This is a genomic window from Serratia quinivorans (assembly GCF_052113645.1).
Lineage (GTDB): Bacteria > Pseudomonadota > Gammaproteobacteria > Enterobacterales > Enterobacteriaceae > Serratia > Serratia quinivorans_B.
The window spans coordinates 229194-243598 of the sequence record NZ_JBIEIU010000007.1 but is presented as its reverse complement, the minus strand read 5'-3'; the positions used below and the strand labels follow the sequence as shown (position 1 = coordinate 243598).

The 14405-nt window shown below is 58.2% G+C and carries 11 protein-coding genes; 8 read left to right on the top strand and 3 right to left on the bottom strand.

Going from position 1 to position 14405, the window contains the following annotated elements; genetic code table 11:
• Positions 1-193: 193 nt before the first annotated feature.
• From ACGS9J_RS15115 to baeR, 6 genes are read left to right on the top strand one after another with little or no spacing between them, the layout of a single operon-like run.
• Positions 194-1441: an MdtA/MuxA family multidrug efflux RND transporter periplasmic adaptor subunit gene (locus ACGS9J_RS15115; RefSeq protein WP_442231680.1), complete on the top strand. Its 1248-nt coding sequence runs from the start codon at positions 194-196 to the stop codon at positions 1439-1441.
• Positions 1441-4560, top strand: coding sequence for an MdtB/MuxB family multidrug efflux RND transporter permease subunit (locus ACGS9J_RS15110; protein WP_442231679.1), 3120 nt, complete (start codon positions 1441-1443; stop codon positions 4558-4560). The genes ACGS9J_RS15115 and ACGS9J_RS15110 overlap by 1 nt, the downstream gene beginning before the upstream one ends.
• Positions 4557-7637 (top strand): multidrug efflux RND transporter permease subunit MdtC, encoded by a 3081-nt coding sequence (gene mdtC, locus ACGS9J_RS15105; protein ID WP_442231678.1) that lies wholly within the window; start codon positions 4557-4559, stop codon positions 7635-7637. The genes ACGS9J_RS15110 and mdtC overlap by 4 nt, the downstream gene beginning before the upstream one ends.
• A 10-nt stretch (positions 7638-7647) precedes the next feature.
• Positions 7648-9078, top strand: a complete 1431-nt coding sequence (locus tag ACGS9J_RS15100) for an MFS transporter (protein ID WP_442231677.1) — start codon at positions 7648-7650, stop codon at positions 9076-9078.
• A complete protein-coding gene (gene baeS / locus ACGS9J_RS15095) occupies positions 9078-10460 on the top strand; it encodes a two-component system sensor histidine kinase BaeS (protein ID WP_442231676.1) in 1383 nt (460 codons plus the stop codon). The genes ACGS9J_RS15100 and baeS overlap by 1 nt, the downstream gene beginning before the upstream one ends.
• Positions 10460-11176 carry a two-component system response regulator BaeR gene (gene baeR, locus ACGS9J_RS15090; protein ID WP_442231734.1) on the top strand — a complete coding sequence of 239 codons (717 nt, stop codon included), beginning with the start codon at positions 10460-10462 and terminating at the stop codon, positions 11174-11176. Before baeS ends, baeR begins: the two co-directional genes overlap by 1 nt.
• A gap of 6 nt (positions 11177-11182) precedes the next feature.
• Here the strand turns inward: baeR and ACGS9J_RS15085 are convergent, their stop codons facing one another.
• Both ACGS9J_RS15085 and ACGS9J_RS15080 read right to left on the bottom strand, forming a co-directional pair.
• Positions 11183-11569: a type II toxin-antitoxin system VapC family toxin gene (locus tag ACGS9J_RS15085; RefSeq protein WP_442231675.1), complete on the bottom strand. Its 387-nt coding sequence runs from the start codon at positions 11567-11569 to the stop codon at positions 11183-11185.
• Positions 11570-11571: 2 nt separating this feature from the next.
• Positions 11572-11835 carry an antitoxin gene (locus tag ACGS9J_RS15080; protein WP_442231674.1) on the bottom strand — a complete coding sequence of 88 codons (264 nt, stop codon included), beginning with the start codon at positions 11833-11835 and terminating at the stop codon, positions 11572-11574.
• A gap of 352 nt (positions 11836-12187) precedes the next feature.
• Here ACGS9J_RS15080 and ACGS9J_RS15075 point away from each other — a divergent pair, with 352 nt between their 5' ends.
• Positions 12188-12526 carry a YegP family protein gene (locus tag ACGS9J_RS15075; protein ID WP_442231673.1) on the top strand — a complete coding sequence of 113 codons (339 nt, stop codon included), beginning with the start codon at positions 12188-12190 and terminating at the stop codon, positions 12524-12526.
• Between the two features lie 177 nt (positions 12527-12703).
• Complete coding sequence (gene trhP, locus ACGS9J_RS15070; RefSeq protein WP_442231672.1) at positions 12704-14056, top strand: prephenate-dependent tRNA uridine(34) hydroxylase TrhP; 1353 nt, start codon at positions 12704-12706, stop codon at positions 14054-14056.
• A 61-nt stretch (positions 14057-14117) separates the two neighbouring features.
• On the opposite strand, the gene ACGS9J_RS15065 is transcribed toward trhP, so the two are convergent.
• Positions 14118-14372: a hypothetical protein gene (locus ACGS9J_RS15065; protein ID WP_442231671.1), complete on the bottom strand. Its 255-nt coding sequence runs from the start codon at positions 14370-14372 to the stop codon at positions 14118-14120.
• Positions 14373-14405: the final 33 nt, after the last annotated feature.

Below are 14405 nucleotides of genomic sequence, written 5' to 3'. Positions count from 1 at the left end.
TATAAGCCGGATGGCAACGCTTATAAACATAGCAGGATTAAATCTACAACTTATTCAGACAATGCTGACGGTTCCTCCATATTTCCTTCATTTTTATGCCGTCTTTCCTCGCTAAACTAGTATTCTGTAAGGAGTGTAACTTTTTTGGCAATGAGTGCCTGCACGCCTGCCTTTTGGAGAGATTTTCGCCACCATGAATGCAAAAAACCCACGTCGTTCACTGTTACTGCGCCTGTTGGTGGTGGTCATTGTGGCTATTGCCGCCGTGCTGATTTGGCGTCACTTCAGCGCTTCGCAACCTGCCGACAATGCCGCTCCGGGCGCGCGTCACGCCGGTGGGGACAAAGCAGCCGCAGGCGGTGGGCGACGGGGAGCGCCAATGTCGCCGGTACAGGCGGCAACCGCCACGCAACAGACGGTCCCGCGCTATCTTTCCGGGCTGGGCACCGCCACCGCCGCCAACACCGTGACCGTCACCAGCCGGGTCGATGGCCAACTGATGGCGGTCCACTTTACCGAGGGGCAGCAGGTCAAGGCCGGCGATCTGCTGGTTGAGATCGACCCGCGTCCGTTTGAAGTGCAGTTGACTCAGGCACAGGGACAACTGGCCAAAGACCAGGCCACGCTCGCCAATGCCCGGCGCGATCTGGCGCGTTACCAGCAATTGGCCAAAACCAATCTGGTCTCGCGACAGGATCTGGATACCCAGCTGTCCCTGGTGCAACAGACCGAAGGCGCGATCAAAGCCGATCAGGGCACCGTCGACAGCGCCAGGCTGCAAATCACCTACAGCCGCATCACCGCGCCGATTGACGGCCGCGTCGGCCTGAAGCTGGTGGACGTCGGTAATTACATCACCAGCGGCAGCACCACCGGCATTGTGGTGATCACCCAGACTCACCCTATCGACGTGGTATTCACCTTGCCCGAAGGCAATATCGGCGATTTGATCAAAGCGCAAAAAGCCGGCCCGGTCAGCGTCGAAGCCTGGGATCGCACCAACCAGAATCAGCTGGCGACCGGTTCGCTGTTGAGCCTGGATAACCAGATCGACACCACCACCGGCACCATCAAACTGAAGGCCCGCTTCACCAACGAGGACGACGCGCTGTTCCCCAATCAGTTTGTTAATGCTCGCTTAAAGGTAGCCACGCTGCATGACGCGATAGTGATCCCCACGGCGGCGCTGCAAATGGGCAACGAAGGCAACTTCGTCTGGACCCTGAGCGAAGATAACAAGGTCAGTAAACATCTGGTGACCACCGGCGTGCAGGACAGTCAAAAAGTGGTGATCAACGCCGGTCTGAACGCCGGCGATCGGGTGGTGACCGACGGCATCGATCGCCTGACCGAAGGCATGCAGGTTGAAGTGGTGACGCCGCAGACGGCTTCACCAGCCGGCAAACCGACTCCCTCATCGCGCACTCAGGGGAAATCCTGATGCAGGTGATGCCACCTAACGCCGGCGGCGGCCCATCCCGCCTGTTTATTCTGCGCCCGGTCGCCACCACGTTGTTGATGCTGGCGATCCTGCTGGCAGGGATTATCGGTTACCGCGCCCTGCCGGTTTCCGCCCTGCCGGAGGTGGACTACCCGACCATTCAGGTGGTCACGCTATACCCCGGCGCCAGCCCGGACGTGGTCACCTCGGCGATTACTGCCCCGCTGGAACGTCAGTTTGGCCAGATGTCCGGCCTGAAACAAATGGCGTCGCAAAGTTCCGGTGGCGCGTCGGTCGTCACCCTGCAATTTCAGCTTGAACTGCCGCTCGACGTCGCCGAGCAGGAAGTCCAGGCGGCAATCAACTCCGCCACCAACCTGTTGCCGAACGATCTGCCCTACCCGCCGATCTACAGCAAGGTTAACCCGGCCGATCCCCCGATCCTGACGCTGGCCGTGACCTCCAGCGCCATGCCGATGACCCAGGTGGAAGACATGGTGGAAACCCGTGTCGCACAGAAAATATCCCAGGTGACCGGCGTCGGGCTGGTGACGATTTCCGGCGGTCAGCGCCCGGCCGTGCGCGTAAAACTCAATGCTGCGGCCGTTGCCGCCTATGGCCTGGACAGCGAAACCATCCGCACCGCCATCAGCAACGCCAACGTCAATTCCGCCAAGGGTAGCCTGGACGGCCCGACGCGCTCGGTCACGCTCTCCGCCAATGACCAGATGAAGTCCGCCGAAGACTACCGTCAATTGATTGTCGCCTACCAGAATGGTGCCGCTATCCGCCTGCAGGATATCGCCACCATCGAACAAGGCGCAGAAAATACCCGGCTGGCGGCCTGGGCCAATAAACAGCCGGCGATAGTGCTGAACATTCAGCGCCAACCGGGGGTGAACGTCATTACCACCGCCGACAGCATCCGCGAGATGTTACCTACGCTGATTAAAAGCCTGCCGAAGTCGGTCGACGTCAAGGTGCTGACCGATCGCACCACCACCATTCGTGCCTCGGTCAGCGACGTGCAGTTCGAGCTGCTGCTGGCGGTCGCGCTGGTGGTGATGGTGATTTACGTGTTCCTGCGCAACGTGCCGGCCACTATTATTCCCAGCGTCGCCGTACCGCTGTCGTTGATCGGTACCTTCGCCGCCATGTACTTTCTGAACTTCTCGATCAACAACCTGACGTTGATGGCGTTGACCATTGCCACCGGCTTTGTGGTCGATGACGCCATCGTGGTGATCGAGAACATTTCGCGTTACATCGAAAAGGGCGAGAAGCCGCTCGACGCCGCGTTGAAAGGCGCCGGCGAAATCGGCTTCACCATTATTTCATTGACCTTCTCGCTGGTGGCCGTCCTGATCCCCCTGCTGTTTATGGGCGATATCGTCGGCAGGCTGTTCCGCGAGTTTGCCGTGACATTGGCGGTGGCGATTTTGATTTCTGCGGTGGTTTCGCTGACGCTAACGCCGATGATGTGCGCGCGCATGCTGAGCCATGAATCCCTGCGTAAACAGAACCGTTTTTCTGCCGCCTCCGAGCGCTTCTTTGAGCGGGTCATCGCCCGCTACGGCAAATGGCTGAAAACGGTGCTGAATCACCCTTGGTTGACACTCGGCGTGGCATTCAGCACGCTGGTGCTCACCGTCTTGCTTTACCTGCTGATCCCGAAAGGTTTCTTCCCGGTGCAGGACAACGGCATCATTCAGGGCACGCTGGAGGCACCTCAGTCGGTGTCGTTCAGCAATATGGCCGAGCGCCAGCAGCAGGTGGCGGCAGAAATCCTCAAGGATCCGGCCGTGGAGAGCCTGACGTCGTTCGTTGGCGTCGATGGCAGCAATGCTACGCTCAACAGCGGCCGGTTGCAGATCAACCTCAAGCCGTTAAGCGAACGCAGCGACCGTATTCCCGCCATCATCACGCGCCTGCAACAGCAAAGCACGCAGTTCCCCGGCGTGAAGCTGTATCTGCAACCGGTGCAGGATCTGACCATCGACACCCAGGTCAGCCGTACCCAATACCAGTTTACGCTGCAGGCGATGTCGCTGGACGATCTCAGCCTGTGGGTACCGCAATTGATGACGGAACTGAAGCAGGCACCGCAGTTGGCTGACGTGACCAGCAACTGGCAGGATCAGGGACTGGTGGCCTACGTTAACGTCGATCGCGACTCGGCTTCCCGCCTTGGCATCAGCATGAGCGACGTGGATAACGCCCTGTACAACGCCTTTGGCCAGCGGCTGATCTCCACCATTTACACCCAGGCCAACCAGTACCGCGTGGTGCTGGAACATGACGTCAGCACCACGCCTGGCTTGGCGGCGCTGAATGAGATCCGCCTGACCAGCAGCAACGGCACCATAGTGCCGCTGAACACCATTGCCAAAATCGAGGAACGTTTCGGCCCGCTGTCGGTGAATCACCTCGATCAGTTCCCGGCGGCAACCATCTCCTTTAACGTGGCCGGCAATTATTCGCTCGGGGAAGCGGTCGAGGCCATCACCCTGGCGGAAAAAAACCTCAATATGCCGAAAGACATCACCACCCAGTTCCAGGGCGCAACGCTGGCGTTCCAGGCGGCGTTGGGCAGCACCCTGTGGCTGATCCTGGCGGCAGTGGTGGCGATGTATATCGTGTTGGGCGTGCTGTATGAGAGCTTTATTCACCCGGTCACCATTCTCTCCACCCTGCCGACCGCCGGGGTCGGCGCCTTGCTGGCGCTGATGATGGCCGGCAGCGAGCTGGATGTGATCGCCATTATCGGCATCATCCTGCTGATCGGCATCGTGAAGAAAAACGCCATAATGATGATCGACTTTGCGCTGGCCGCCGAGCGCGAGCAGGGAATGACGCCGTACGATGCGATTTATCAGGCCTGTCTGCTGCGTTTCCGGCCAATACTGATGACCACGCTGGCCGCGTTGCTGGGTGCGTTGCCGCTGATGCTCAGCACCGGCGTCGGCGCGGAACTGCGTCACCCGCTCGGGGTTTGTATGGTCGGCGGGCTGGTGATGAGCCAGATCCTGACGCTGTTCACCACCCCAGTGATCTACCTGCTGTTTGACAAGCTGGCGCGTAACACTCGCCGTCAGCCGGATGCGCAGGAGCTGCCGTGAAATTCTTCGCCCTGTTCATCTACCGACCGGTAGCCACCACCCTGCTGACGTTGGCGATCGCCATCAGCGGCGTGATTGGCTTTAGCCTGCTGCCGGTCTCGCCACTGCCGCAGGTCGACTATCCCGTGATCTCGATCAGCGCCTCATTACCGGGCGCCGATCCGGAAACCATGGCTTCGTCGGTAGCAACACCGCTGGAACGCGCGTTGGGGCGGATCGCCGGGGTCAATGAAATGACCTCAATGAGCTCACTGGGCAGTACGCGCGTCATTCTGCAGTTCGACCTCGACCGTGATATCAACGGCGCTGCACGCGACGTACAGGCCGCGATCAACGCGGCGCAAAGCCTGTTGCCCACCGGCATGCCGAGCCGCCCGAGCTACCGTAAGGTCAACCCGTCCGACGCGCCAATCATGATCCTGACGCTGACTTCGGAAACCTACAGTCAGGGACAGCTTTACGACTTCGCCTCGACCCAACTGGCGCAAAAAATTGCCCAGACCGAAGGGGTGGGCGACGTCTCGGTCGGCGGCAGCTCCCTGCCTGCGGTACGGGTCGAACTCAACCCGAGCGCACTGTTCAATCAGGGCATATCGCTCGACGCGGTGCGACAGAGCATCAGCGATGCCAACGTGCGCAGGCCGCAGGGAGCGGTAGATAATCAGCAACAACGCTGGCAGATCCAGGCCAACGATGAGTTGAAAACCGCTGAGGTCTACCGGCCCCTGATTATCCACTACAACAACGGCTCGGCGGTGCGCCTGAGCGACGTGGCCGAGGTCAAAGACTCGGTGCAGGACGTACGCAATGCCGGGATGACCAACGCCAAGCCGGCGATTATTCTGGCCATCAGTCGGGCGCCGGACGCCAACATCATTGAAACCGTCGATCGCATTCGCGCCGAATTGCCCGCCTTGCAGGACAATATCCCGGCGTCGATCCAGCTGAATATCGCACAGGATCGCTCGCCGACTATCCGCGCTTCGCTGGCGGAAGTGGAACAGTCGCTGATGATCGCTATCGGGCTGGTGATCCTGGTGGTGTTCATCTTCCTGCGTTCCGGCCGCGCGACGCTGATCCCCGCCGTGGCGGTGCCGGTATCGCTGATCGGTTCTTTCGCCGCCATGTACCTGTGCGGCTTTAGCCTGAATAACCTGTCACTGATGGCGCTGACCATCGCCACCGGGTTTGTGGTCGATGATGCCATCGTGGTGCTGGAGAATATCTCGCGCCACGTCGAAGCCGGCATGAAACCGATCAACGCCGCGTTGCAGGGGGTTCGGGAAGTCGGCTTTACCGTGCTTTCAATGAGCGTGTCACTGGTGGCGGTGTTTATCCCGTTGCTGTTGATGGAAGGCCTGCCCGGCCGCCTGTTCCGTGAGTTTGCCGTTACCCTGTCGGTCTCGATCGGGCTGTCGTTGATTATCTCTCTGACGCTGACGCCGATGATGTGCGCTTACCTGCTGCGCCACCAGCCGGCACGCGCGCAGCGGCGCATTCGCGGCTTCGGTAAAATGCTGCTGGCGCTGCAAAAGGGCTACGGCCGCTCGCTGAGCTGGGTGCTCGGCCATTCGCGTTGGGTGCTGGCGATCTTCCTCGCCACCATCGCACTCAATGTCTGGCTGTATATCAGTATCCCGAAAACCTTCTTTCCGGAGCAGGATACCGGCCGCCTGATGGGCTTTATCCAGGCCGACCAGAGCATCTCCTTCCAGGCCATGCGCGTTAAGCTGGAAGATTTCATGAAGATCGTGCGCGAAGATCCCGATGTGGAAAACGTCACCGGCTTTACCGGTGGTTCACGCACCAACAGCGGTTCGATGTTTATCTCGCTGAAGCCGCTGTCGGTCCGCAGCGATGATGCGCAGAAAGTGATCGCCCGGCTGCGCGCCCGGTTAGCCAAAGAGCCGGGAGCCAGCCTGTTCCTGATGGCGGTGCAAGATATCCGCGTCGGCGGCCGACAGGCTAACGCCAGTTATCAGTACACGCTGCTGGCGGATGATCTTGCCGCGCTGCGCGAATGGGAGCCGAAGATCCGCATCGCACTGGCCGCGCTGCCGGAGCTGGCGGACGTTAACTCCGATCAGCAGGACAAAGGCTCGGAAATGGACCTGGTTTACGATCGCGAAACTATGGCCCGGCTGGGCATTTCGGTTTCCGACGCCAACAACCTGTTGAATAACGCCTTTGGCCAGCGTCAGATTTCAACCATCTATCAGCCGCTCAATCAATACAAAGTGGTGATGGAAGTCGCGCCGCCCTATACCCAGGACGTCAGCTCGCTGGACAAAATGTTCGTGATCAACAAGGACGGCAAGACGATCCCGTTGTCCTATTTTGCCCATTGGCGCCCCGCCAATGCGCCGTTGTCGGTCAACCATCAGGGGCTGTCGGCCGCGTCGACCATCTCGTTTAACCTGCCGGATGGCGGCAGTCTGTCGGACGCTACCGCCGCCGTGGACCGTACCATGACGGCACTTGGCGTGCCTTCAACCGTGCGTGGCGCTTTTGCCGGCACCGCCCAGGTGTTCCAGGAAACGCTGAAATCCCAGTTACTGCTGATCGCCGCCGCCATCGCCACGGTGTATATCGTGCTCGGCATTCTTTATGAAAGCTATATTCACCCGCTGACCATCCTGTCCACCCTGCCCTCCGCCGGAGTGGGCGCCCTGCTGGCGCTGGAGCTGTTCGGTGCACCGTTCAGTCTGATTGCGCTGATCGGCATTATGCTGTTGATCGGTATCGTGAAGAAAAACGCCATCATGATGGTCGACTTCGCCCTCGATGCGCAGCGCAAGGGCGGCATCAGCGCACATGACGCTATTTTCCAGGCTTGTCTGCTGCGCTTTAGGCCCATCATGATGACCACGCTGGCGGCGCTGTTCGGCGCATTGCCGCTGGTGTTGACTCACGGCGACGGTGCCGAGCTGCGTCAGCCGCTGGGGATCACCATCGCCGGCGGCCTGATCGTCAGCCAACTGCTGACGCTGTACACCACTCCGGTGGTTTACCTGTATTTTGACCGGCTGCAGATGAAGTTCCGCCGCGGCAAGAAACTGGATCCTTTGCCCCAATAATGGCTGATTGATGCTTATAAAACACACCGCCTCAGTACAGTGGCAACTCTGGATTGTGGCGTTCGGCTTCTTTATGCAGACGCTGGACACCACCATCGTCAACACCGCCCTGCCGTCGATGGCCGTCAGCCTGGGGGAGAATCCGCTGCGCATGCAGTCGGTGATCGTCTCCTATGTGCTGACGGTGGCGGTCATGCTGCCCGCCAGCGGCTGGTTGGCGGATCGGGTTGGGGTACAGCGGGTGTTCTTCAGCGCTATCGTGTTGTTCACCCTGGGTTCCATCCTGTGCGCCCGTTCGGAAACCCTGAACGAGCTGATCGCCTCACGCGTGGTTCAGGGCATCGGTGGAGCCATGATGGTGCCGGTCGGCCGCCTGACGGTGATGAAAATCGTCCCGCGTGAACAGTATATGGCGGCGATGACCTTCGTTACCCTGCCCGGACAAATCGGCCCGCTAATGGGGCCGGCGTTGGGTGGTTTTCTGGTGCAGTACGCCAGTTGGCACTGGATTTTCCTGATCAATATTCCGGTGGGGATCGCCGGGGCCATTGCCACGCTGTTGCTGATGCCCAACTACCGCATGCAGACCCGCCGCTTCGATATCAGCGGCTTTATCATGCTGGCGATCGGCATGGCGACGCTGACGCTGGCGCTTGACGGTCACAAAGGGATGGGGCTGTCTTCTCCCGCCATCGTCGCCCTGGTGATGGCCGGTGTAGCGGCGCTGGCCGGCTATTGGTGGCATGCGCGCGGTAACAGCCGGGCTCTGTTCTCGCTGCGACTGTTCAAAACGCAGACCTATAAAGTGGGGCTGACGGCCAGCCTGCTGGGCCGTATCGGCAGCGGCATGCTGCCGTTTATGACGCCGCTGTTTATGCAGGTCGGCATGGGATTTTCCCCGTTCCACGCCGGGTTGATGATGATCCCGATGATTATCGGCAGCATGGGAATGAAACGTATTGTGGTGCGGGTGGTTAACCGCTTTGGGTACCGCAATGTGCTGGTGGCCGCCACGCTGATGCTGGCGTTGATCAGCCTGAGTTTCCCGCTGGTGGCGATGCTCGGCTGGATCTGGCTGCTGCCGGTGGTACTGTTCCTCCAGGGCATGGTCAATTCATTGCGCTTCTCGGCCATGAACACCCTGACGCTGAAAGATTTGCCTGACCGCTTGGCCAGTAGCGGCAACAGCCTGCTGTCGATGGTGATGCAACTGTCGATGAGCCTCGGCGTCAGCATCGCCGGTATTCTGATCGGCAGCTTTGCCCATCACCAGGTGGTCACCGACAGCCCGGCCATCCACAGCGCATTTATTTACAGCTACTGCTGCATGGCGTTAATCATCGCCCTGCCCGCGCTGGCCTTCGCCCGCGTTCCGGCCGATACCGCGCCCAACCGTACGCTGACCAAAGAGCCGGGCACCGGCTCCACGAGGTTGCAATAATGAAAATAGGCATCACCGGCAAGCTGTTCATGGCCATCTTCGCCACCTGCATGCTGGTGCTAATTACCATGCACTGGGGCGTTCGCATCAGCTTCGAACGCGGTTTTATCGACTACATCAAGAACAGTAACGAGCAGCGCATCAATATGCTGAGCGAAGCATTGGAAGAACAGTACAGCCGCCACGGTAACTGGGTTTTTCTGCGCAATAACGATCAGGTGATTTACCAGATCATGCGCTCGTTCGAACAAAACAGCGACAGCAGCCACAATTTGCCGCCCAAAGGCTGGCGCACCCAATTCTGGGTGGTGGACAGCCAATACAACCGGCTGGTCGGGCATTCCGGCCCGGTGCCCAAAGAAGGCCCACGCCACCCGATCCGTTACAACAATGAAATCGTCGGCTGGGTGATCACCACGCCGATAGAAAGGCTGACGCGCAATACCGACATTAGCTTCGATCAGCAACAAAGGCGCACCAGTTGGATGATTGTCGCCCTTTCCACCCTACTGGCGGCGGCGGTTACCTTGCTGATGTCACGCGGGTTGCTGGCGCCGGTCAAACGGCTGGTAGCCGGTACCCATCGGCTGGCGGCGGGGGATTTCAGCACCCGCGTGGCCGTCAGCAGCCAGGATGAACTGGGCAGGCTGGCGCAAGACTTCAACCAACTCGCCACCTCATTGGAAAAAAACGAGCAAATGCGGCGCGCCGTGATGGCCGACGTATCCCATGAGTTGCGTACCCCGCTGGCAGTGCTGCGCGGCGAGCTGGAAGCGCTGCAGGACGGCGTACGCCAGCCGACGGCGGCCTCACTGGGTTCACTGCAGGCGGAAGTCTCTACCCTGACCAAGCTGGTGGACGATCTGCACCAATTGTCGCTCTCCGATCTCGGCGCGCTCGCCTACCGTAAATCACCAGTCGATTGCGTGCATTTACTGCAAATCGCCGTCGCCAGCTTCCGCGAGCGTTTTCGCGCTAAAGGGCTGGAAATCGTGACAAAACTGCCCGAACAAGCGCCGCTGTTTGGCGACCCGGATCGGCTTAACCAACTGTTCAACAACCTGCTGGAAAATAGCCTGCGTTACACCGACGCCGACGGCAAACTGGAGATCGGCGCCCAGACGCTGCCGGGCCGTCTGCTGATTTATTGGCAGGACAGCGCACCGGGCGTCAATGACGAACAGTTGGCGCGCATTTTCGAACGTTTCTACCGCACCGAAGGTTCGCGTAACCGCGCCAGCGGCGGCTCCGGTCTGGGGCTGTCGATCTGTCAAAACATAGTGGAAGCACACAACGGAACGATCTACGCGCAGCACTCGCCTTTGGGCGGCGTGCGGATTACAGTAGAATTCGCCACCCCGGTAATGAATAAGGCGTCATGATGGAAACCCAGAATCAACCATTGCAAATTATGATTGTTGAAGATGAGCCCAAGCTCGGCCAACTGCTGGTGGACTACCTGCAGGCCGCCGGCTATGCCACGCGTTGGCTGACCAACGGCAGCGAGGTCGTCCCGGCGGTGCATGAGCATCCGCCTGCGCTGATCCTGCTGGATCTGATGCTGCCGGGCAGCGATGGGTTGACCGTATGCCGCGAACTGCGCCGTTTTACCGATGTGCCGGTGGTGATGGTGACGGCGAAGATTGAAGAGATCGATCGCCTGCTGGGCCTGGAGATCGGGGCAGACGATTACATCTGCAAACCTTACAGCCCACGTGAAGTGGTGGCGCGCGTAAAAACCATTCTGCGCCGTTGCTATCGCCCACTGGACAATATGCAGGAAGAAACGCAGCTGCACATTGACGAACCGCGTTTCCAGGCCAGCTATCAGGGCCAGATGCTGGATCTCACCCCAGCGGAGTTCCGCCTGTTGAAAACCCTGGCCAGCCAGCCGGGCAACGTGTTCTCGCGCGAACAACTGCTGAATAATCTGTATGACGACTACCGGGTCGTGACCGACCGCACCATCGACAGCCATATCAAAAACCTGCGGCGCAAGCTGGAGCTGATCGACGGCGAGAAATCCTTTATCCGCTCGGTGTACGGTGTCGGTTACCGCTGGGAGTCCGAACCTTGCCGCCTGGTGAATGGGCTTTAACCGGCCCTAGGTCCAGTCCTCTACCGTCAGACCCGGTACCATGGCGAACGCCCGATCGTTAGTCACTATTGTCGCCCCGCGGCTCTGCGCGTGTGCGGCAATAAGCTGATCCAGCGCCCCCATCACCCGCCCCTTGCTCGCCATTTCCGCCCGCAACGAACCATAGCAATGTGCGGCTTCACTGTCCCAGGCATAGACCGTCACGGAGTCAAGAAATGCCGCAACCGTCGCTTTTAACGCAAGGTTCTGCCGCTTTGCCACGCCATAGAGCAGCTCCGCCTGCGTAATGCTGGAAATGCACACCGCAGAAGGCGGGATGTTTTCCATTGCGCTCAGCAAGCGGGGATGCCGACGGAACAGCTGGCTGACCGTATTGGTATCAAACATATACATGCTTACTCTTCCTCGGCGAACGGATCGCGAGTCGCGCTCCCCTGGTCACGTTCTTCAATTGACAGGAAGTCATGCGGCACCTGCGTTTTCTCGATCATTTGCAGCAATGGCGCCCAACTGTCAGGTTTGGCCGGATATTTTGATAGAATCACGTTTCCCTCCCGATCGCGGCGGATATACACACGATCTGTATCAAATTCAAATTCCACGGGTAACCTCACCGCCTGATTTCTGCCGTTTTTAAACAGCTTCGCGACGCGTTCCATTTCCATCTCCTCTAACAGGCATAGGCCTAAGCATATGCCTGTTAAAAGTCGATGCCAAGAAGCTTTGATTATTTTTCGACCGCAACTTATGCAGCGGCCTCACCTTAGCCTCCAAGCACCATGGGTGAAACACCGCGTGATCAAGAATGCGGCAGGCTGCGCAAACTTTCAGCATCACCCTTCCCCATTAGCTTCCCGTGCTACCGCCGTACCCGCGACACAAAACTCCCTGTCAGCGCAAAAAAAAGGCGTTTATTTTGCGCTACCCTTCTCAAGTCCGGTTTATTAGCCGCCCAATTTCAAGCCATTGGCTACACTTACATCACTAATCGGAACCCACAGGAGAGGAACCATGGCAATCGGTCACTATGAGCTGAAAAAAGCAAAGAATGGACAGTACCACTTCAACCTGAAAGCCAGTAATGGCGAAATCATTCTGGCCAGCGAGATGTACGCCAGCAAAGCCTCGGCGGAGAATGGCATTGCCTCGGTGCAAACCAATTCCCCTCACGAAGCGCAATATGAACTGAAGCACAGCTCCAGCAATCAGCCTTACTTTGTGCTGAAAGCCAAGAACCATCAGGTGATCGGCGTCAGTGAAATGTACAGTTCTGAAACGGCGGCAAAAAACGGCATTCAGTCGGTGATCAAAAATGGTCCGGCCACCGACGTGCGCGATTTGAGCGCATAATGCCTCTCAAAGGCGCGCGGTGCCCGCCATCGCGCGTTTTTCTTATGACCAGGATCAATCTCCCTGTAATAAATCCGGTTACCTGCTGATTTCTCGCCGCGCTGCCGCTACAATTCCCCGCTTTTACTGCGCCATTTGGTGGTGTGGTACTGACCTGAAATCAGACCGAGACTCATTATGTTTACACCGGAACTCCTCTCCCCAGCCGGCACGCTGAAAAACATGCGTTACGCCTTTGCCTATGGCGCCGACGCCGTTTATGCCGGCCAGCCGCGTTATAGCCTGCGGGTACGTAACAATGAATTCAATCACGAGAATCTGGCTCTGGGGATTAACGAAGCCCACGCGCTGGGAAAAAGATTCTACGTGGTGGTGAATATCGCCCCGCATAACGCCAAGCTGAAAACCTTCCTGCGCGATCTCAAGCCCGTGATCGACATGGGCCCGGATGCGCTGATTATGTCCGATCCCGGCCTGATCATGATGGTGCGCGAAGCCTTCCCTCAGATGGACATCCACCTGTCGGTGCAGGCAAACGCGGTAAACTGGGCGACGGTGAAGTTCTGGCAGCAAATGGGGCTGACGCGGGTGATCCTGTCGCGTGAATTGTCGCTGGAAGAGATCGCCGAGATCCGTACCCAGGTGCCGGATATGGAGCTGGAAATCTTCGTTCACGGCGCCCTGTGCATGGCCTATTCCGGCCGCTGCCTGCTGTCCGGCTATATCAACAAGCGCGATCCTAATCAGGGCACCTGCACCAACGCCTGCCGCTGGCAATACAAAGCGGAAGAAGGCAAAGAAGACGATACCGGCAACATCGTGCACGTGCATGAGCCTATCCCGGTGCAAACCGTCGAACCGACGCTGGGCATCGGGGCGCCAACCGACAAGGTGTTCATGCTTTCCGAAGCGCAGAAGCCCGGTGAATACATGAGCGCCTTTGAGGATGAACACGGCACTTACATCATGAACTCGAAGGATTTACGCGCCATCCAGCACGTGGAGCGTCTGACTCAGCTCGGCGTGCATTCGCTGAAGATCGAAGGCCGCACCAAATCCTTTTACTATTGCGCGCGCACCGCGCAGGTCTATCGTCGCGCCATCGATGATGCCGTCGCCGGCAAGCCTTTCGATCCCACTTTGCTTACCACGCTCGAAGGCCTGGCGCACCGCGGTTACACCGAAGGCTTCCTGCGCCGTCATGTGCATGAAGCCCAGCAAAACTACGAATACGGTTCTTCGCTGTCGGAACGCCAGCAGTTTGTCGGCGAATTCACCGGCGTACGGCGTGACGGTTGGGCTGAAGTGGACGTAAAAAACAAGTTCATGCTCGGCGATGGTGTAGAAATGATGACCCCAGGCGGTAACGTCTTGTTTACCCTGGAGAGCATGCAAAATAAGAAAGGCGAAGCGATCGAGGTGGCGCCGGGCAACGGGCATATCGTTTATTTGCCCATCCCGGAAGATATCGATCTCAATTACGCATTGCTGATCCGAAATTTGCCGGATAGCCATACTCCTGCGAAGTAAAATGCAGGTTGTTATCCTTTGAAGGCGTTTTTTAGCAAATATTAGAATTGGATCACATCAATTACTGTGCAGCTTGGTTAACATCAGGCTGCTTAAAACTAAGAACGAAAAATATTTGCATAGCAATACTAGGAACCACCTCCTTAGCCAGTCCAATCTCCCTTGGACTGGCTTTTTCTTGGGTATCGTAAAAATAATCTTCATTAGTATATTCATTACCTTTCAAATAACTTCCTTGGCTATTTTTCATTACGCCCTGCAATCGTGGCGATATAAAAATAAGGCTATAACGGTTAATTAATTCATTAACAAACACCGTTAAATCCCCCGCAGAGTTATCTCTTAATTT

Coding starts and splice junctions, on each gene's coding strand:
- ACGS9J_RS15115 (WP_442231680.1), top strand. CDS start 194: ATGAATGCAAAAAACCCACGTCGTTCACTGTTACTGCGCCTGTTGGTG.
- ACGS9J_RS15110 (WP_442231679.1), top strand. CDS start 1,441: ATGCAGGTGATGCCACCTAACGCCGGCGGCGGCCCATCCCGCCTGTTT.
- ACGS9J_RS15100 (WP_442231677.1), top strand. CDS start 7,648: ATGCTTATAAAACACACCGCCTCAGTACAGTGGCAACTCTGGATTGTG.
- baeS (WP_442231676.1), top strand. CDS start 9,078: ATGAAAATAGGCATCACCGGCAAGCTGTTCATGGCCATCTTCGCCACC.
- baeR (WP_442231734.1), top strand. CDS start 10,460: ATGGAAACCCAGAATCAACCATTGCAAATTATGATTGTTGAAGATGAG.
- ACGS9J_RS15085 (WP_442231675.1), bottom strand. CDS start 11,569: ATGTATATGTTTGATACCAATACGGTCAGCCAGCTGTTCCGTCGGCAT.
- ACGS9J_RS15080 (WP_442231674.1), bottom strand. CDS start 11,835: ATGGAACGCGTCGCGAAGCTGTTTAAAAACGGCAGAAATCAGGCGGTG.
- ACGS9J_RS15075 (WP_442231673.1), top strand. CDS start 12,188: ATGGCAATCGGTCACTATGAGCTGAAAAAAGCAAAGAATGGACAGTAC.
- trhP (WP_442231672.1), top strand. CDS start 12,704: ATGTTTACACCGGAACTCCTCTCCCCAGCCGGCACGCTGAAAAACATG.